Here is an 18,506-nt window from a genome sequence, read left to right as displayed (position 1 = left end):
TCCCCTTACCAGACGTAAGCGAGGACTTCGCCGCCCACGCCCTGGTTGGCTGCCTGGCGGTCGGTGAGCAGACCCGAGGACGTGGAAATGATGGCCACGCCGAGACCGCCGAGAACCTTGGGCAGGTTGGTGGACTTCGCGTACACCCGCAGACCCGGCTTCGACACGCGACGCAGACCAGCGATGCTGCGCTCACGGCTCGGGCCGTACTTCAGGGTGACGATGAGGTTCTTGCCGATCTCCGCGTCCTCGACGCGGTATTCGGTGATGTAGCCCTCACGCTTGAGGATCTCGGCGATGTTCACCTTGATCTTCGACGAGGGCAGAGTCACCTCGTCATGGAACGCCGAGTTGGCGTTACGCAGACGTGTCAAGAAGTCTGCGATCGGGTCAGTCATGGTCATGGTTGACCGTCAACCTTTCTCGTAGCGGTTCCCATACAGCGCCAATCCCGGGGCTTGTGTTCCTCAAGAACATCCCGTGACCTGCGGTGGGCCTTCCACGAAGTGGATAGTTGTGTAGTGTTCTCGCCGCCCGTGCCCTTGGCTTTTCACCGGCACCGGCGACTATTCAGTTATGGTCCCCGAGCACCGACAAGCAGCCGGATGAGCCCAGGCAACCGTTCTAGTGTAGAGAAGTTGCTGGCCAGACCCAAATCAGAGAATCCGGTCGTACCGCGACGTCGGCACCAGATCCAGATTCCGCTCCGCACCGAACCGCATCACGCTCTCCAGCATCGCGGTCATCCGGCGCTCGAGCTCGGACTGGTCTCCCCCGCTGCCGTAGAAGGCGTGCATGTCGGTGATCGCCGCCATCGGGAACAGTTCCTCCACGATGGCGTCCACGTGCGGGGTCACCGCGGTGAGCGGTTCGTCGACGACGTTCTGGTAGTAGCCGAACGTCGCCTGAGTATCGATGGCGACCTGGGTGTGGTCGTCGAGCCAGATGCGCCGCCACTCGTCGTACTCGAGGTCTGCAGGGCGTCGGAGGAAGGCGATGTTGGACAGCGCGTCGATGCGGGTGCCGTCGGCGGGGAGTGCGGGATCGAGCGGGACACGTTCGGTCACCGCCCAGGCCGCGACCTTCGGGACGCGCGACGTCAGCACGGTCAGCGCGGCCTGAGGGTCCGAGCACCACAGGCTCACGACGGCGTCGATGGGCGGGTCGAGTTCGTTGATGCGCATCGCGCCGTCGACGGCGGTGTCGTTGATGTTCACCTGGAGTCGGGTGGTGCCGGCGTCGTGCAGCGCCTTGGTGAGGCTGCCGTCGAGCAGGATCGTCGAGAGGTCGGTGCCCCAGATCGCCGCCATCACTTTCTGCGTCATCCGTCTACCCTACGAGCGTGAACTGGGAACTTTTGTCGTGCGGGCTCCGCGGTCACGAGACGTATGCCCCTGCGGAATCCGATCTGGCTGCACGGCTCCATGTGTCGACGCCCGCCGGCGAATCGTGGCGGTGTCTGCGGTGTGGGACGTTCGTACCGGGAGACCCTCGACGTTCCGGTCCGGCCGATCACGCTCCCGAGGTACCGCGCGGGCGACTTCTCCGCGACCTGGTCATCATGCGACTGCTCGCCGCGGAGCGATTCATTCGCGGCCTGTTCCTGTTGGCGGCCGGGATCGTCATCATCGGTCTCCGATCCTCGCAGCAGTCCCTGCGCGACAAGTTCGATGCGGAGATGCCGCTGCTGCGGCCGCTTGCCGACCAAATCGGCTGGAACATCGACGATTCCAAAATGGTGCAATGGATCGAGAGATCGTTCACGCTGTCGTCGACAACGATCGTGTTGATCGGCATCGCGGTGATCGTCTACGCCGCAAGTCAATTCGTCGAAGCCGGCGGCCTGTGGTTCATGCAACGGTGGGGCGAGTACTTCGCGGTGATCGTGACGAGCCTGTTCCTGCCGATCGAGATCTACGAGCTGACCGAGCGGGTCACCGTCGTGCGGATCGCTTTGCTCGCGGTCAACATCGCCGCGGTGGTCTGGTTGATCTGGAGCAAACGACTCTTCGGGGTGCGCGGCGGCGGGGCCGCGTATCACGCCGAACATCACTCGGAGAGTCTGCTGACGGTGGAGCGGGCCGCGGTCACCGAGTGATTCGGCAAAAGCACCGACGCCCAGACAAGTTGGTGCAATGGTGAATACATGGAGACCACTCGCCTACCCGAACTCGTCGATGAACTGCTCAACGCCGCGCGCGATGCGCACAGTGGCCGGGCCGCGCACACGGTGCACGGCAAGTCGTCCAACCGACTGCGCCAGACGGTGATCGCGATGACTGCAGGCACCGTCCTGTCCGATCATGAGAGTCCGGGCGAGGCGAGCCTGCAGGTCCTTCGCGGGCAGGTGACGCTGACGGTGGGCGATGAGTCCTGGCAGGGCACCGACGGCGATCTCGTGGAGATCCCGGACGCCCGACACGGGCTATCGGCACAACAGGATTCGGCGGTGTTGCTGACCGTTCGCCTCGCCGGCTGACCCGATGTGCCAGTACTGCGGATGCCGGGACATGCCACTGCTGCGTGACTACACCGCCGAGCACGAGCGCGCGGTCAACCTCGGCGGGGACGCGGTCCGCGCACTCGACGCCCTTCTTCGGTCGATGGACCTGTCGACGCCCGCCGACCAGGATCGGTTCCGAACCGAGATCTTCAACCTGCACGAGCACATCGCCAAGGAGGAAGACGCCCTGTTCCCGGCGTCGGTGACGACACTCGACGGCGATCAGTGGGACGCCGCGATGGCCGCTTGGCAACATGCGCATCCCGGCGAGCACATGCTCAACCGTTAGGCTACCGAGACCGTTCCGCGACCTACCTCACAACCAGCCTTCCACCCGCGTGAGATCGATTGCGACAGGCCGGATTAAGCCCCAATCGATCCCTTGAGGTGTTGTCCCAGCGCCGTTTATCGCATATGCCCGCGCAGGCCATCCGACGCTCGTATCGTGAGGCCATGGACCGACAGCCACGCGTCCAAGGTTCTGCTGCCGCCGCACTCCTCGACGTCGGCAGGTTCTTCACGAAGTGGGATGAGACCGGTGACGGCCGTGCCGTGTTCCGTCAGGGCGGACGGGCAGGCGACATCTTCTACCGCGATCGGTGGAGCCACGACAAGATCGTCCGGTCAACCCACGGGGTGAACTGCACCGGATCATGCTCGTGGAAGGTGTACGTCAAGGACGGCATCATCACCTGGGAGACACAGGAAACCGACTATCCGTCCGTGGGACCCGACCGCCCCGAGTACGAACCCCGCGGATGCCCGCGCGGCGCTGCGTTCTCCTGGTACACCTACTCACCCACCCGGGTGCGGTATCCGTACGCACGCGGCGTACTGGTCGAAATGTACCGTGCAGCAAAGAATCGTCTCGGCGATCCGGTGCTCGCCTGGGCCGACATCGTCGGCGATCCCATCCGACGTCGCTCCTATCAACAGGCTCGCGGCAAGGGCGGGTTGGTGCGGGTGTCGTGGGCCGAGGCCATCGAGATCGCCGCCGCCGCACACGTCCACACCATCAAGACCTACGGCCCCGACCGGTGTACCGGGTTCTCTCCCATTCCGGCGATGTCGATGGTGTCACACTGTGTCGGAACACGTTTCATCCAGTTGATCGGCGGCGTCATGACGTCGTTCTACGACTGGTACGCCGACCTCCCGGTGGCCAGCCCGCAGGTCTTCGGAGATCAGACCGATGTACCGGAATCCGGGGACTGGTGGGACGCAACCTATCTGATGATGTGGGGCTCCAATGTCCCCGTCACCAGAACACCGGATGCGCACTGGATGGCCGAGGTGCGCTACCGCGGCACCAAGGTGGTGACCGTCAGCCCCGACTACGCCGACAACACCAAGTTCGCCGACGAATGGCTGCCTGCCCAGGCCGGCACCGACGCGGCACTGGCCATGGCGATGGGGCATGTGATCCTCCGTGAGTTCTTCGTCGACAGGTCAACCCCGTTCTTCGACACCTACGTTCGGCGCTACACCGACCTGCCGTTCCTGATCCGCCTCGATGAGATCGACACCGACACCGGACCGTCGTATGTGCCGGGCAAGTTCCTCACCGCCGATGACCTGTCCACCGGGGATTCTCCCGCGGAGGACGCGTGGAAGACAGTCGTTCTCGACGAGGCCTCCGGGGAGCCGGTGGTACCCAATGGATCGATGGGCTTCCGATACGCGGAATCCGGTGTGGGTCGCTGGAACCTGGACCTCGACGGGGTCACCCCGGCACTGAGTCTGCACGGCGACGGCGAGGCGGTCACGGTGTCACTGCCGGCCTTCGACGCACCGGACGGGACCGGATCGGTTCTGCGGCGCGGGGTTCCGGCGCGCCGCGTCGGCGGACATCTGGTGACGACGGTGTTCGATCTGATGCTCGCCCAGTACGGGGTGGCGCGCGACGGTCTGCCCGGCGACTGGCCGAGCGGCTACGATGACGTCGACACTCCCTACACCCCGGCGTGGCAAGCCGAGATCACCGGCGTATCTGCCGAATCGGCGATCCGCGTCGCCCGCGAGTTCGCCACCAACGCCGACGAATCCGACGGCCGGTCGATGATCATCATGGGTGCAGGCATCTGCCAGTGGTTCCACGGTGACGCCACCTACCGGGCGATCCTGTCGCTGTTGATCCTGACCGGATGCATGGGACGCAACGGTGGTGGCTGGGCCCACTATGTGGGACAGGAGAAATGCCGACCCATCACCGGTTGGATCTCCCTGGCGAACGCATTGGACTGGACCCGGCCGCCGCGCACCATGACCGGAACGTCGTTCTGGTACATGCACACCGGGCAGTGGCGCAACGACGGATATTCGACCGCATCGCTGGCCTCACCGCTGTCGCGCGGGGTGCTCGACCACCAGCACACCGCCGACACCATCGCCCAATCGGCGCGGATGGGCTGGATGCCGTTCTATCCGCAGTTCTCCGAGAATCCGCTCGACGTCGCCGACGCGGCCGACGCCGCAGTCGATTCCGGCGCGGCCCCGAACGTCGGCGCCTACATCGCCGACCGGCTCACCAACGGGTCGCTCTCGCCGTCGATCAGCGACATCGACGCACCGGAGAACTGGCCGCGCACGCTGGTGCTGTGGCGATCCAACCTGATGGGGTCGTCGGCGAAGGGTAACGAGTACTTCCTGCGTCACCTGCTCGGCACCCACCACAACGTGCTGGGCACCGAGAATCCCGAAGCCCCACGGCCACAAGAGGTCGCGTGGCATGAGTCGGTCCCGGAAGGCAAACTCGACCTGCTGCTGTCGGCGGACTTCCGGATGACCTCGACGACCCTGCTGTCCGACATCGTGCTGCCCGCGGCCACCTGGTACGAGAAGCACGACCTGTCGTCGACCGACATGCATCCGTTCGTGCATGCCTTCTCGCCGGCGATCGATCCGCCGTGGGAGGCCAAGACCGACTTCGAACTCTTCCATCTGCTCGCCGCCAAGCTGTCCGAGCTGGCGCGCACGCATCTCGGGGTCCGCCGCGACCTGGTCAGCGTGCCGCTGCAACACGACACCCCCGGTGAGGTCACGCAACCCCATGGGCGGGTGCAGGATTGGGCGCGGGACGACGTACCGGGCAGACCGGGGCAGAACATGCCCAACTTCAGTGTTGTCGAACGCGACTACACCACCATCGCCGACAAGCTGGCCACCATCGGTCCGCTCGCCGACAAGTTGGGGTTCACCGTCAAGAACGTCACCTATGACCTCCCCGAGCAGACCCGGAAGCTGGCCGAAGCCAATGGCGTGATGCTCGGTGGCGCCGGCGACGGTCGGCCGGCGATCGACACCGATGAGAAACTCGCCGAGGCGATCTTGACGTTGTCGGGCACCACCAACGGTGAGCTCGCCGTCCAGGGATTCCAGAAACTCCAGCAGCGGGTGGGTTTTCTCCTCGACGACCTCGCCCGCGGCTCCGAGGAGAAGCGCATCCGGTTCGCCGACACCCAGCAGGCGCCGGTGCCGGTGATCACCTCGCCGGAATGGTCGGGTTCGGAGACCGGCGGCCGCCGCTACGCCCCGTTCACGGTGAACATCGAGCGGCTCAAGCCTTTTCACACGCTGACCGGACGCATGCACTTCTATCTCGATCACGACTGGATGATCGATCTCGGCGAATCGCTGCCGATCTACCGGCCGCCGCTGGATATGCACCGACTGTTCGGCGAACCACGACTCGGGCCCGACGGTGCCACCATGATCACCGTCCGCTACCTGACCCCGCACTCGAAGTGGTCGATCCATTCCGAGTACCAGGACAACCTGTTCATGCTGTCACTCTCGCGCGGTGGTCCGACCGCGTGGCTCAGTCCGCAGGACGCACAGGCGATCGACGTGTCCGACAACGACTGGATCGAGTGCGTCAACGCCAACGGCGTGGTGGTGTGCCGCGCGATCGTGAGTCACCGCATGCCGGTCGGGGTGTGCTACGTCCACCACGCCCAGGAACGCACCATCGATGTACCGAAGTCGGAGGCCACCGGCCGGCGCGGCGGAATCCACAACTCGGCCAGCAGATTACTCGTCAAACCCACCCACCTGATCGGCGGCTACGCGCAACTCTCCTACGCATTCAACTATCTCGGACCAACCGGCAACCAGCGGGACATGGTCGCGACCATTCGCAAACGCAGCCAGGAGGTGACCTACTGATGCGCGTGATGGCCCAGATGGGCATGGTGATGAATCTGGACAAATGCATTGGGTGCCATACCTGTTCGGTCACCTGTAAGCAGGCGTGGACCAACCGGGCGGGTACCGAGTACGTCTGGTTCAACAACGTGGAAACCCGCCCCGGACAAGGCTATCCACGACGATACGAGGATCAGCAACGCTGGCGCGGTGGATGGCACCTCGACAAGAAGGGCCGTCTGCGACTGCGCACAGGCGGCCGTCTGCAGAAGCTGCTGACCATCTTCGCCAGCCCGGTCCAACCGACCCTCGACGACTACTACGAGCCGTGGACCTACGACTACCAGACGCTCGTCGACGCACCGCTGGGCGACGACTTCCCCGTGGCCCGACCGAAATCCCTGATCACCGGCGAGGACACCAAGGTCACGTGGTCGGCCAACTGGGACGACAATCTCGGTGGTGCCACCGAATTGGCGGGGCACGATCCGATCGTGGAGAAGCTGCGCCGCGAGTCCGAGGACGCCATCAAGTTCAGTTTCGAGCAGACCTTCATGTTCTACCTGCCGCGGATCTGCGAGCACTGCCTCAATCCGTCGTGTATGGCGTCGTGCCCGTCCGGGGCGATCTACAAGCGCAGCGAGGACGGCATCGTCCTCGTCGATCAGGACCGCTGCCGCGGCTGGCGCCAGTGCATCACCGGATGTCCGTACAAGAAGATCTATTTCAACCACAAGTCGGGCAAGGCCGAGAAGTGCACACTGTGCTATCCGCGGGTGGAGGTCGGGCTGCCGACGGTGTGCTCGGAAACCTGCGTCGGCCGTCTGCGTTATCTGGGTCTGTTCCTCTACGACGCGGACGCCGTCACCGCGGCCGCCGCCACCCCCGACGAGAAAGACCTGTACGAGGCGCAGTTGGACCTGATACTCGATCCGTCCGACCCGGCGGTCATCGAAGCGGCACGCGCACAGGGCATTCCCGACGATTGGCTGGATGCCGCCCGCCGGTCACCGGTGTACGCACTGGCCAAGAAGTACCGCGTGGCGCTGCCGCTGCATCCGGAGTACCGGACGATGCCGATGGTCTGGTACGTTCCGCCACTGTCGCCCATCGTCGACCTGCTGACCGAGCAGGGCCACGACGCCGAGAGTCACCGCAACCTGTTCGGCGCCATCGACTCCCTGCGGATTCCCGTCGAGTACCTCGCCGAGTTGTTCACCGCCGGCGACACCGCGGTCGTCGAGGGGGTGCTGCGCAAACTCGCGGCGATGCGCGCGTACATGCGCGATGTGACCCTGGGCCGGGAACTCGATCCGTCGATCCCCGCGGCGGTGGGCATGACCGAGGAACAGGTCTACGAGATGTACCGGCTGATGGCGATCGCGAAATATGATGAGCGCTACGTGATTCCGACCGCCCACCTCGAGCAGGCGCACGAACTCGAGGAGATCGGCTGCGCCCTCGACTACGACGAGGGACCGGGGATGTTCGATTCGTCGGCGTTCGGTGAGGCCAGCGGCCGTCCGGCGCCCGTGTCCGTGGAAACGTTCCATGCGCTGCGGCAGCGCCAAACTTCTGACACCGCAACCGGTTCGGAGACTCTTGCCGGTCGAACCAACCTGCTCAACTGGGACGGCAACGGGGTACCCGACGGCTTGTTCCCGCGGCGGACGGAGCAGCGATGAGGCTCCGTCGTAGTCGATCGGCCGACCACGCCGTGATCTATCAGGTGTCGTCGCTGTGCCTGAGCTACCCCGACGACGGCGTGCTGGCCTCGATCCCGCTGCTCGACGCCGCCCTCGCCGAGCAACCCGCCGACGCGGCCGTCGTCGCGCTGCGGGAGTTCGTCGAGTATCTCCGCACCACCGACCCGACGATGTTGCGCCAGAACTACATCGAGACCTTTGACCTGTCCCGCAAGAACACGCTGTATCTCACCTATTGGACGGCCGGCGACACCCGCCGACGCGGCGCCGCACTCGGTGAGGTCAAGCAGCGGTACCGCGACAGTGGGTTTCTCGTCGACCTGCGCGGCGAACTGCCCGACCACCTACCCATCGTGCTGGAGTTCGCGGCGCGCGTCGATCCGGCCGCCGGCGCCGACCTGCTCGGGGAGTTCCGGCCGGCTCTCGAACTCCTCCGGTTGTCCCTGACCGATCGCGAATCCCCGTTTTCCCCTGTGCTGCAGGCAGTGTGCGCGACGCTGCCGGGTGCGGCACCGGCCGATCGTCGTGCCGTGATGGCGATGCAGGGTGCACCGCCGCCGGCCGAGAGTGTGGGACTCGAACCGTTCGACCCCCGACTGTTGCCGATTGCGGAGGCCAGGTGACCTGATGGACATCGTGCTGTGGGGGGTGTTGCCGTATCTGACCTTGATCCTGCTGATCGGTGGCACCATCTGGCGGTATCGGTACGACAAGTTCGGGTGGACCACCCGGTCGTCGGAACTCTATGAATCCCGGCTCCTGCGCATCGGTTCGCCGCTGTTCCACTTCGGCATCCTGGTCGTGATCATCGGGCACGCCATGGGTTTGGTGATCCCGGAGTCGTGGACGTCGGCGATCGGCGTCTCCGAGCACATGTATCACGTGGTGGCCGCGGGCTTCGGGCTGCTCGCCGGAGTCGCCACGCTGGCCGGGTTGGCGCTGCTGATCTATCGCCGCCGCCGCACCGGACCGGTATTCATGGCCACCACCACCAACGACAAGGTGATGTATCTGGTGTTGACGGCGGCGCTCGTGCTCGGCGTGTACATCACGCTGATCGGGACCGTGCCCGGGGCGTCGGGGGTGAATTACCGGGAGACGGTGTCGCCGTGGTTCCGGTCGATCTTCTACTTCCAGCCCGACATCGAGGCGATGAGCAACGCACCGGCGCGCTTCCACATCCACGTGCTGGTGGGCATGCTGGTGTTCGCGATGGTGCCGTTCACCCGACTCGTCCACGCGTTCACCGCGCCGGTGCACTACCTGTTCCGGCCCTACATCGTCTACCGCAGCCGCGACGTCGCGCAGGCTCCCGGTAGCCGTTCATCCAAGCCCGGTTGGGCTCCCGTCGGCACACAGGATCGGCAGCGATGACCACAAACACGAGCAGTTCCGTCAACCTGAAGTCCGGGCAGGCTCTGAATCTGGCGCTGGCCACTCTCGCCTTCTGCGTCAGCTTCTGGGCGTGGAACATGATCGCGCCGCTCGGCGTCAAATACGCCGACATGCTGTCACTCTCGTCGACCCAGAAGTCGATTCTGGTCGCGATCCCCATCCTCGTCGGATCGGTGGGGCGCATCCTGACCGGCGCGCTCACCGACCGGTACGGCGGTCGCCTCATGTTCCCCGTGCTGCTGATCGCCACCGCGCCGTTCGTGGTGTTGGTGGCCGTGGCCGGCGAGTTGGGTTCCTACCCGTTGATGCTCGTGTTCGGCTTCTTCCTCGGCATCGCGGGAACCACGTTCGCGGTGGGCATCCCGTTCGTGAACGCCTGGTACGAGAAGCCGCGACGTGGTTTCGCCACCGGTATCTTCGGAGCGGGCATGGGTGGAACGGCGTTGTCGGCCTTCTTCACTCCGCGTTTCGTCAGCTGGTTCGGCTACGTTGCGACACACGTGATCATCGCGGTGGCGCTGGTGCTGGTCGCCTTCCTCGTCTGGATGACGATGCACGACTCGCCGCTATGGCAGCCGAATCACGACGCCGTGACACCGAAACTCGTGGCGGCCGCCAAACTGCCCATCACCTGGCAGATGGCGTTCCTGTACGCCGCGACCTTCGGCGGCTTCGTCGCCTTCTCCACCTACCTGCCGACCTACCTCAAAGACGTTTACGACTTCGGCCTGCAGGCGGCCGGCACCCGGACCGCCGGCTTCGCACTGGCCGCCGTCATCGCGCGTCCCCTCGGCGGCATGCTTTCCGACCGTTTCGGACCCCGTCTGATCACGCTCATCTCCTGCATCGGCGCCGCACTGTTGGCCATCTGGATGATCACCCAACCGCCGGTGGAGATCCCGGCCGGAATCGACTTCGTACTGATGGCAGCGTGCATGGGGCTCGGGTCGGGTTCGGTGTTCGCCTGGGTGGCGCAGGCCGCACCCGCCGAACGCGTGGGGTCGGTGACCGGCATCGTCGGCGCTGCGGGCGGCCTGGGTGGCTTCTTCCCACCCATGGTGATGGGCGCCACCTACGACGCCGAGGACCACAGCTACACGGTCGGACTGACCCTGCTCGTGTTCTTCGCCGCCGCGGCCGCGCTGTTCACCGCATTCGGCATCAAACGGCGACCGGCCGGGGTGCCGCCGACATAGCGACGCGCACGCGTTCGACCACTACCGATATATTCCTCATCGATGAACACCGATGTGGAACACGTGTCGCTCACGCCGTCACAGAGCGCGGTGCTCTTCGCGCTCATGTCCGAGGCGCGCGATGTCCCCAACTCGGAACTGCGGCAGCTCGCGCCGGAGCTGACCAGGGAGAGCCGGGAGCGATTGAACGACCTCGGACTCATCGAATCGGTGCAGGCCCCCGGCGTCGGCTACGCCCACTCCCTCACCGACCGCGGCTGGGTCTGGTGCACAACCGAACTCACCGCAACCCCACCGAACGGCGCGCACCCCGCGATCCGTGCGCTCTACACCGTGCTGGCGGGCGTCGGCCGCTACCTCGAAACCGAGGACCTGCGGCTGCACGAGGTCTTCCGGCCACGACCGGTACCGATCGATGAACGGATACGTACCGCCTATGCGGCGCTGGCCAGTCGACCCGGCGCCTGGGTGTCGGTGAGCGCCCTGCGCGATGCGCTCTCCGACGTCGATACAGCGACGCTCGACGAGACGCTGGTCGAACTCCAGCGCACGCCGGGCGTCAGTTTGATCCCGCAGGAGGATCGCGCGCTACTGACCGACGACGAGCGCGCGGCCGCGGTGATCGTCGGCACCCAGACATGCCACCTGTTCGCGATCGAGGAACGGTGATGGACGAGGCCACCCGGGCTGCCCTGGAGTCGATCCGGCTCGACTGGGCCGCCACGCCGGACGACGTGTGGGGCGCCCAGGCGCCGCTGCACGTCCCGGGACTGCATGAGTCCACCGTCGACGACATCCTCCGCGCCTTCCGCGACGCGCAGCGCAGTACCGCCGCCAGTCCACTCGGCGTTGCCGTCCGAGGACCGGCCGGCGCCGGGAAAACCCATCTACTGGGGCAGGTACGCGAACGCGTCCAGGCCGGCGGCGGCTACTTCTTCCTGGTCAAACTCCTTGACGGCGAAGACTTCTGGCGTTCGGTGCTGGTGGCCATGCTGGAGGACCTGTCCCGTCCGACGCCCACCCACCGCTCGCAACTGGCGCAACTGCTCGACCGGCTCGGCGCCGCGACCGGTGTCGGCCCCGCGGATCTGGCCGCCGTGACCGGAGCCGAGGCGGTGACACCGGAGATCCTCGACCGCTACGTGACCGCCGTTTACACGGTGCATTCGCGACATCGTCGTCGCTCGCAACACATCCTGCGGGCACTGGTGCTGACCGAGGCGGACGACTTCGCGACCAAGGACCTCGGCGAGGCGTTCCTGCATCTCGACGTCGACGACGGCGAGGAGCTGGCGGCATGGGGAATCCGTAACGCGCGCTTGGGATATCAGGAGATCGTCGAGAACATCTCACGAATCATCGCGTTCGACAACGCGACCGTGCTGGCCGTCGACCAGATCGACACGCTGATCGAGGCGGCGAAGTCGGACAACCGCCACGACACCAACTCCGTCGAACGCGTCGCCCACGGGCTGATGTCGATCCGCGAGACGATGAGCCGCACCGCGGCGGTGGTGTCGTCGATCACCGCGGCGTGGGAGTACCTGGAAGCCAACGTCATGGCATCCACCATGGATCGGTTTCGTCAGCCTCCACGGTTGGAGCGACCGGCGTCGGCCGACTTCGGTCGAGCGTTGCTGGCCAAGCGATTTGCGCCCTGCTTCGCCGAAGTGCAGTTCACCCCGCCCTATCCCACGTGGCCGGTCACCGACGGCGCACTGACCGCCGCGGTCGACTTCACCCCGCGCGAGTTGATGCGGGTGGCGGATCGGCACATCGGCGGGTGTCTGCGGTCCGACGTCTTCACCGAGATGACGTCGCTGACCGGCGCCACGCCGATCGAACAGAAACCGATCGATGCCGAGAAACCCGAACTGGCACAACTGGACCGTCGGTTCGACGAGTTGCTGACTGCAGCCGATCCGGCGCCGGCACTGGCACCCGGCGACGAGGACCGGGTGGTTCCGCCGTTGCTGCAGGCCGGTTTCGCGTCGTGGATCGAGGCGCTCGGTGATGTCGGCGCCGCCTTCGCGCAGGATCCCAAGCCGAGCCCGAAAGCCGTGCTGCACGGCAGGATCGTCCGAATCCTGGACCCCGAGACCGATGCCGAACAGTCGTGGAGCTTTCGGGCGCTGTCGGCCACGCATCCGCGCTCGGTGCAAGCTCGGCTCAACAATGCGACGACGGCGGCCGGTTTGTCGCTCGGCAGCGCGGCGCGCTCGTTGATCGTGCTGCGTCGTGATCCGTGGCCGTCCGGCGCGAAGACCCAGGAGATGGTCACCGAGCTGCATGCCCGCGGCGGTCAGGTCGTCGCGTGGACCGACGACGACATCCGTGTGCTCATGGCACTCGAGCGGCTGCGGGCGGAGCGTTCCGAGTTTCTCAGCGAGTGGACGGCGCACCGAAACCCCGCTGCCCGTGTCGGTTTCATCAAGGAGATCCTCGAGTCGGCGGCGCAGGAGACGGTGCCGGCACCGCCGAATCCGGTCCCCGCGCCGACCGGTCCAGCGGATGTACTGCCGCGCCGCAACGTGTCGCCGGTCCGCCCTGCGACCACTCCCGCTCAGCGCGGCGACCGTTATGCCGTTCCCGCACTGAGTAAGACGGCGACGGACGTGATGTTCGGCGCGGCCCGAGCAGCCGCTCCCGCGTCGATCCCGCTCGGCGTCGTCTCCGGAACGGAAAGGCCGGTGGCCGTCGACCTCGAGACACTGCGTAAACACATCGCGATCTTCGCCGGATCCGGTTCCGGCAAAACCGTATTGATCCGTCGGATCATCGAAGAATGTGCGTTACAAGGTGTTTCGTCGATCGTGTTGGACATCAACAACGACCTCGCGCGACTGGGCACCGCATGGCCGTCCGACAGCCGCGAGTGGGGTGACGACGAACAGCGCAAGGCCGCGGCCTATCTCGCTGATACCGAGGTCGTGGTGTACACACCCGGCCGCAGTACCGGTCGGCCCCTGAGCTTTCCACCGCTCCCCGACTTCGCGGAGGTCCGCGACGATCCCGACGAGTTCACCGCCGCGGTCTCCTCGGCCGCGGCCGGGTTGGCCCCACGCGCGATGGTGGAGGGCAAAACCGCCAAGGCGGTCCAGTCGCGCGCCGTACTGCTCGACGCGCTGCGCTATTTCGGTCGGCAGTCCGGCGGATCGATCGGCGAGTTCATTGACCTGTTGGCGGATTTGCCCGACGGTGTCAGCGAATTGGTGAACGCGCGCAGGTTCGCCCGGGAGATCGCCGAGAACCTGAAGGCCGCCCAGGCCAACGATCCACTGTTCGGCGGCGACGGCGCGCCCGCCGACCCGGGCGCGCTGTTGACGCCGTCGCCCGGCTTTCGCGCGCGGGTCTCGGTCATCAATCTCGCCGCACTCGGCAACGACGACAAGCGGAACAACTTCGTCAACGAACTCCAGATGGCGTTGTTCGCCTGGATCAAACAACATCCGGCCGGCGAAAGACCGCTCGGCGGATTGTTCGTGATGGACGAGGCACAGAACTTCGCGCCGGCCACCCGCACCACCGCCTGCTCGCAGAGCACGCTCGCGCTCGCCTCGCAGGCCCGCAAGTACGGACTCGGACTGGTCTTCGCGACCCAGGCGCCGAAGGGGCTGGACAACAAGATCCCCGGCAACGCAGCCTCCCAGTTCTACGGCCTGCTGCACAGTCCTGCACAGATCACCGCGGCGCAGGAAATCGCCAGGGCCAAGGGCAGTTCCGTGCCCGACATCGGCCGGTTGCCGACGGGGGTCTTCTACGCGGCTCTCGACGGCGGTTCGTTCACCAAAGTCCAGAGCCCCCTGTGCCTCTCGTACCACCCGAAGAGTCCACCCACCGAGGATGAGGTTGTGGCCATCGCGCGTGGGTGATCGGCCCAACCCCTCACCACCGCTGGTCGAGTAGCCCGCGAGCGAGCCCTCCGCTGGTCGAGTAGCCCGCGAGCGCCAGCGAGCGAGCCCTTCGCTGGTCGAGTAGCCCGCGAGCGCCAGCGAGCGAGCGTATCGAGACCACTCGCTCACCCGCCGCATCGCACGCACTCACCGCGGCGTGATCGCTCGGTCCTGTACCGGCCGGCATGTGGGAGCCGAATTGGCCTGCGCCGCAGCCCGCGCCACCGACGCCAACACCGGCGGGACGTCATCGGCAGCGGTAACCGCCTCGATGATCACCAGCGCGTCGGGGTGCATCGTCGCGTCCACCAGCGCGCCGGCGAGCTCGGCGACAGTGGTGGCATGGTGAGTCCGAGCGCTGCCGCCGTCACCACCCAGCGCATACGGCAGCAAGGTCCAGCGCCATGGCGCAATGTCGTTGTAGGACATCGTCGGACCGTGGATGGCCCGCTCCACCGTGTAGCCACTATTGTTCACCACGACGATCACGGCCGGGACCCGAAGGCGGATGATCGTGCCGAGTTCGGCCGCGGTCATCTGCGCCGCCCCGTCACCGATGAGCAGCACCGGGCGTCGATCGGGTGCGGCGAGCGCCGCGCCGAGCATGGCCGGCAGCGTATAGCCGATGGACGCCCACAGCGGCTGCCCGATGAAGATCGTGCCGTGCGGGAGTCGATGGGCCGCCATCCCGTAGTAGCTCGTGCCTTGTTCGGCGAGCACCGTGTCGTTCGAGGTGAGCGATGCCGCCACTGTCGACCACAGGGACTCCTGCGTGAGCGGTGCTTCGGCGTCGACGGCGACCATCGCCGGCCTCTGCGGCTCGAGAACTGTGGCGGGCCCGCCGTGCGGTACCAGATCCGCGAGTACGCATAGGGCGTCACGCATCTCGATGTGGGAGAACACTTCCCCGCCGACGACGGCGGTGTGTGGTTGGATGTCGATGCGGCGGTCGGCATCGAGGCGCTGACTGAACTGGCCGCTGATCAGGTCGGTGAAATACACGCCCACTGTCACCAGCACCGGCGCATCCTCGACGGCCTCTCGCACCTCGGGCCCACTGGCGGACCCGACATACACGCCGAGGTAACCGGGGCCGGATTCGTCGACCACCCGACGTCCCCACAGCAGTGACGCATACTGCAGGCCACCGACGTCGATGAGCTGATCGAGTTCTTCCTGGGCGCCGGCGCGGTGCACGAAGATGTCGGCGAGCACGACCGGTGACCGGTCGGAAAGCAGACGACGCGCGGCGCCGGAGAACCGACGCAATACCGTCGGGTCGGTGCAAACCGTCTGCACGATAAGCGGAGTGGCGGGCGGCGCGCAGGGTGCCTCGGCGACGTCGGCGGGCAGCGACAGATAGCCGGGTTGGCTACGCGCCACCATCGCAGCGAGGACGCGGTCGATCTCGGTGGTCGCGGTATCGGCGGTGAGCATCGACTGGGCGACGGTGACCTCACCGGCCATTCTGATGGTGTGGTCGAAGTCGCCGTCACCCAGGGAGTGGTGCGTCGGGCGACCCGCCGCCTGCACGGCCTCCGTGGGTGATCCGACGAGGTGCAACACCGGCACATGCTCGGCGTAGGCGCCGGCGATCGCGTTGATCGCGCTCAGTTCGCCGACACCGAAGGTCGTGCAGACGACCCCGAATCCCTGCATGCGGGCGTATCCGTCGGCGGCGTATCCGGCGTCGAGTTCGTTGGCGGTGCCCACCCACTCCAGGTCGGGGTGCGCATCGGCATGGTCGAGGAAACCGAGGGTGAAGTCCCCCGGCACACCGAACATGGTGCCCACGCCGAGCTCGACGAGACGGTCAAGGAGATAGTCGGCGACGGTGTAGCGAGACTCTGCGATGTTCATGGTCAGGCCCTTTCGTTGGTGACTCGAGTGTTCCGCGGACGCCGCCGCGTACCCATCGACCAACCGGCCGAACTTCCGGTGGATCGCACCTCCCCCGATCGGTGGACGCATGTTGTCGGACCCCGGTGGTCTACTCATCTCACCTTCGAACAAAGGAGCGAACATGTCGGACCACACCTCCGCGATCCGGGGACTTCGACGCTGGCATCCCAACCCGCTGGTGCGGGAAACGATTGCCACGATCCGCAGCTACGGGTGGGCGATCACCGCGATCAGCGAGCAGTGCACTTGCGGCTCACCGGCGTGCGCACCACCGGACTGCTCCTTCGCCTACACGACCGGCGCCACGCTGCACTCGCTGCCCGAACTCGCGGTCTATGGCCTCGATGCGCAGACCAGTTGCGACGTGCTCAACGAACTCGTCAACATCCTGCATCACCACGATTGGCACGAACTCATCGATCACCGCATACCGCTGGCCCTCGAGTCCTTTGACCTGCCGATCCACTTGATCGAGATGATCGACAAGGACGACCTGCTCATCACCAACGAGCTGTTTCCGAATGCACCTGCGCTGCAGGTCGTCTGGCCCGACGACTACGGTTCCTACCCGTGGGAAGAGGAGTACTCGCTGGACCAGGTCACCCAGCTGTTGAAGGGCGTCGTCGGCACGGGGGCGGAGCGCGTTCGCGGGCGGCGGGTGATCTTGCGGAATGACGGGCCCAACCGAGCGGAGCGTCGAGTCGCCGCACGGAAACGTCGCTGATCAGGGTGGCGCTGGGGCCGGCGGCGAGCGTCGCCGGTCCCGGGGTCATCGCCCGACGGGACGGCGCAGCCGCGGAGTTTCACCAACCCCTTGACCGCGCAGATGAATATGCGCGTGACCAAACATGTTTCCACCGCGCAGCGTTGCACCGCGTGAAGTTTATCCGAATTCCTTTGTTACGCAAAGGAATAATAGACGACACTCGGTAACAACCGGCGTATTCTGATAGGGCGCACGAGGTCTCTGACACCGCCATCACTGGCGAGCAGGCAACGTCAAACATTCACAAGAGGTCACATCATGCCTGAAGCAAGCGCGTCCGTCATCATCAATCACCCCGCAGCAACTGTCTGGGAATGGTGCCAGGATCCCGACAATGTCGCCGCGTACCTCCCCGGCACCCTTTCAATCAGTTCCGACGGCAAACCGATGGCGGTGGGCTCCCAGTGGAGCGGAAAGACCCGTGTTCTGGGCAAGACCATGGACTGGACGGGAGAGTTCACGCGTGTCGATGCCGGCAAGGGCACTGAGTTCACGACAACGCGCTCGGCCTTTGCGATGACCAGTTGGACCGAGCTCGAGGAGACCGGCGAGGGCACACAGTTCTCCTTTCGGATGGTCACCGAGGCCGGACTCGGCGGACTGTTCGGCAGACTTGCGGATGCCGTGGTCACTCGCTCATATCAGCACGCACTGACTGGCGGTGTCGAGGCGATCCCCGACTTGGTGGATGCGTGGGTCGCGGACCGCGCCTGAACCAACGCGCGACCACGGCCGCCCAATCTTGTCGGTACCCCAGGCTATAGTGGCTCTAGCAGGTCACACTGATGAAAGATGCACACCGGCAACGGTTTCCGAGACTGTCGCCGACCCTATGATGACGAGAAATGCCTGCCTCCCGTTTCACCCTGTGATGTGGAAGGTGTTCGTCATGACAACCGCTACTGCTCCGTGCCCGGACCCGGTCGCCGAGCATCCTGAACCGATCGACGGTGCGGGCTACCTCCAGACGCTGACCGCGATCCGCGCGATGCTGTGGGACCT

15 protein-coding genes are annotated in these 18,506 nt (G+C 65.8%); 12 read left to right on the top strand and 3 right to left on the bottom strand.

Going from position 1 to position 18,506, the window contains the following annotated elements:
* Positions 1-5: 5 nt before the first annotated feature.
* Entirely contained in the window at positions 6-404 is a 399-nt protein-coding gene (gene rpsH, locus AAFP30_RS00075) for a 30S ribosomal protein S8 (RefSeq protein ID WP_419227793.1), read from the bottom strand.
* A 252-nt stretch (positions 405-656) separates the two neighbouring features.
* Positions 657-1,325: a hypothetical protein gene (locus tag AAFP30_RS00070; protein WP_419227792.1), complete on the bottom strand. Its 669-nt coding sequence runs from the start codon at positions 1,323-1,325 to the stop codon at positions 657-659.
* Positions 1,326-1,342: 17 nt separating this feature from the next.
* Here AAFP30_RS00070 and AAFP30_RS00065 point away from each other — a divergent pair, with 17 nt between their 5' ends.
* The 10 genes from AAFP30_RS00065 (at position 1,343) to AAFP30_RS00020 (ending at position 14,815) form a co-directional block, all read left to right on the top strand.
* Positions 1,343-2,098 (top strand): DUF2127 domain-containing protein, encoded by a 756-nt coding sequence (locus AAFP30_RS00065; protein ID WP_419227791.1) that lies wholly within the window; start codon positions 1,343-1,345, stop codon positions 2,096-2,098.
* 48 nt (positions 2,099-2,146) lie between these two features.
* Positions 2,147-2,479, top strand: coding sequence for a cupin domain-containing protein (locus AAFP30_RS00060; protein WP_419227790.1), 333 nt, complete (start codon positions 2,147-2,149; stop codon positions 2,477-2,479).
* Positions 2,480-2,510: 31 nt separating this feature from the next.
* Positions 2,511-2,792, top strand: a complete 282-nt coding sequence (locus AAFP30_RS00055) for a hypothetical protein (RefSeq protein WP_419227789.1) — start codon at positions 2,511-2,513, stop codon at positions 2,790-2,792.
* Positions 2,793-2,956: 164 nt separating this feature from the next.
* Positions 2,957-6,667, top strand: a complete 3,711-nt coding sequence (locus AAFP30_RS00050) for a nitrate reductase subunit alpha (RefSeq protein ID WP_419227788.1) — start codon at positions 2,957-2,959, stop codon at positions 6,665-6,667.
* Positions 6,667-8,331 carry a nitrate reductase subunit beta gene (gene narH / locus AAFP30_RS00045; protein WP_419227787.1) on the top strand — a complete coding sequence of 555 codons (1,665 nt, stop codon included), beginning with the start codon at positions 6,667-6,669 and terminating at the stop codon, positions 8,329-8,331. The genes AAFP30_RS00050 and narH overlap by 1 nt, the downstream gene beginning before the upstream one ends.
* Positions 8,328-8,975 (top strand): nitrate reductase molybdenum cofactor assembly chaperone, encoded by a 648-nt coding sequence (gene narJ / locus AAFP30_RS00040; protein ID WP_419227786.1) that lies wholly within the window; start codon positions 8,328-8,330, stop codon positions 8,973-8,975. The genes narH and narJ overlap by 4 nt, the downstream gene beginning before the upstream one ends.
* Positions 8,976-8,979: 4 nt before the next feature.
* The gene (narI, locus tag AAFP30_RS00035; RefSeq protein ID WP_419227785.1) at positions 8,980-9,726 is read left to right on the top strand and encodes a respiratory nitrate reductase subunit gamma; all 747 of its coding nucleotides are present in this window, start codon (positions 8,980-8,982) and stop codon (positions 9,724-9,726) included.
* The gene (locus AAFP30_RS00030) at positions 9,723-10,943 is read left to right on the top strand and encodes an MFS transporter (RefSeq protein ID WP_419227784.1); all 1,221 of its coding nucleotides are present in this window, start codon (positions 9,723-9,725) and stop codon (positions 10,941-10,943) included. Before narI ends, AAFP30_RS00030 begins: the two co-directional genes overlap by 4 nt.
* A 42-nt stretch (positions 10,944-10,985) precedes the next feature.
* Positions 10,986-11,612, top strand: coding sequence for a MarR family transcriptional regulator (locus AAFP30_RS00025; protein ID WP_419227783.1), 627 nt, complete (start codon positions 10,986-10,988; stop codon positions 11,610-11,612).
* Complete coding sequence (locus AAFP30_RS00020; protein ID WP_419227782.1) at positions 11,612-14,815, top strand: helicase HerA domain-containing protein; 3,204 nt, start codon at positions 11,612-11,614, stop codon at positions 14,813-14,815. The genes AAFP30_RS00025 and AAFP30_RS00020 overlap by 1 nt, the downstream gene beginning before the upstream one ends.
* Before the next feature lie 168 nt (positions 14,816-14,983).
* Here the strand turns inward: AAFP30_RS00020 and AAFP30_RS00015 are convergent, their stop codons facing one another.
* Positions 14,984-16,690 carry an alpha-keto acid decarboxylase family protein gene (locus tag AAFP30_RS00015; RefSeq protein ID WP_419227819.1) on the bottom strand — a complete coding sequence of 569 codons (1,707 nt, stop codon included), beginning with the start codon at positions 16,688-16,690 and terminating at the stop codon, positions 14,984-14,986.
* A gap of 169 nt (positions 16,691-16,859) precedes the next feature.
* Here AAFP30_RS00015 and AAFP30_RS00010 point away from each other — a divergent pair, with 169 nt between their 5' ends.
* Positions 16,860-17,462 (top strand): DUF4262 domain-containing protein, encoded by a 603-nt coding sequence (locus AAFP30_RS00010; protein WP_419227781.1) that lies wholly within the window; start codon positions 16,860-16,862, stop codon positions 17,460-17,462.
* A 300-nt stretch (positions 17,463-17,762) separates the two neighbouring features.
* Positions 17,763-18,218, top strand: coding sequence for an SRPBCC family protein (locus tag AAFP30_RS00005; RefSeq protein ID WP_419227780.1), 456 nt, complete (start codon positions 17,763-17,765; stop codon positions 18,216-18,218).
* The last annotated feature ends 288 nt before the right edge of the window (positions 18,219-18,506 follow it).

This window comes from Gordonia sp. CPCC 205515, from assembly GCF_048537925.1.
Lineage (GTDB): Bacteria > Actinomycetota > Actinomycetes > Mycobacteriales > Mycobacteriaceae > Gordonia.
Note: the sequence above shows the minus strand (reverse complement) of the source record. Positions and strands in the feature narration are given on the sequence as shown.

What these genes read in the sequence shown, in the direction of transcription:
- rpsH (WP_419227793.1), bottom strand. Translation starts at nt 404, where the DNA reads ATGACCATGACTGACCCGATCGCAGACTTCTTGACACGTCTGCGTAAC.
- AAFP30_RS00070 (WP_419227792.1), bottom strand. Translation starts at nt 1,325, where the DNA reads ATGACGCAGAAAGTGATGGCGGCGATCTGGGGCACCGACCTCTCGACG.
- AAFP30_RS00060 (WP_419227790.1), top strand. Translation starts at nt 2,147, where the DNA reads ATGGAGACCACTCGCCTACCCGAACTCGTCGATGAACTGCTCAACGCC.
- AAFP30_RS00055 (WP_419227789.1), top strand. Translation starts at nt 2,511, where the DNA reads ATGCCACTGCTGCGTGACTACACCGCCGAGCACGAGCGCGCGGTCAAC.
- AAFP30_RS00050 (WP_419227788.1), top strand. Translation starts at nt 2,957, where the DNA reads ATGGACCGACAGCCACGCGTCCAAGGTTCTGCTGCCGCCGCACTCCTC.
- narH (WP_419227787.1), top strand. Translation starts at nt 6,667, where the DNA reads ATGCGCGTGATGGCCCAGATGGGCATGGTGATGAATCTGGACAAATGC.
- narJ (WP_419227786.1), top strand. Translation starts at nt 8,328, where the DNA reads ATGAGGCTCCGTCGTAGTCGATCGGCCGACCACGCCGTGATCTATCAG.
- narI (WP_419227785.1), top strand. Translation starts at nt 8,980, where the DNA reads ATGGACATCGTGCTGTGGGGGGTGTTGCCGTATCTGACCTTGATCCTG.
- AAFP30_RS00030 (WP_419227784.1), top strand. Translation starts at nt 9,723, where the DNA reads ATGACCACAAACACGAGCAGTTCCGTCAACCTGAAGTCCGGGCAGGCT.
- AAFP30_RS00025 (WP_419227783.1), top strand. Translation starts at nt 10,986, where the DNA reads ATGAACACCGATGTGGAACACGTGTCGCTCACGCCGTCACAGAGCGCG.
- AAFP30_RS00020 (WP_419227782.1), top strand. Translation starts at nt 11,612, where the DNA reads ATGGACGAGGCCACCCGGGCTGCCCTGGAGTCGATCCGGCTCGACTGG.
- AAFP30_RS00010 (WP_419227781.1), top strand. Translation starts at nt 16,860, where the DNA reads ATGTCGGACCACACCTCCGCGATCCGGGGACTTCGACGCTGGCATCCC.
- AAFP30_RS00005 (WP_419227780.1), top strand. Translation starts at nt 17,763, where the DNA reads ATGCCTGAAGCAAGCGCGTCCGTCATCATCAATCACCCCGCAGCAACT.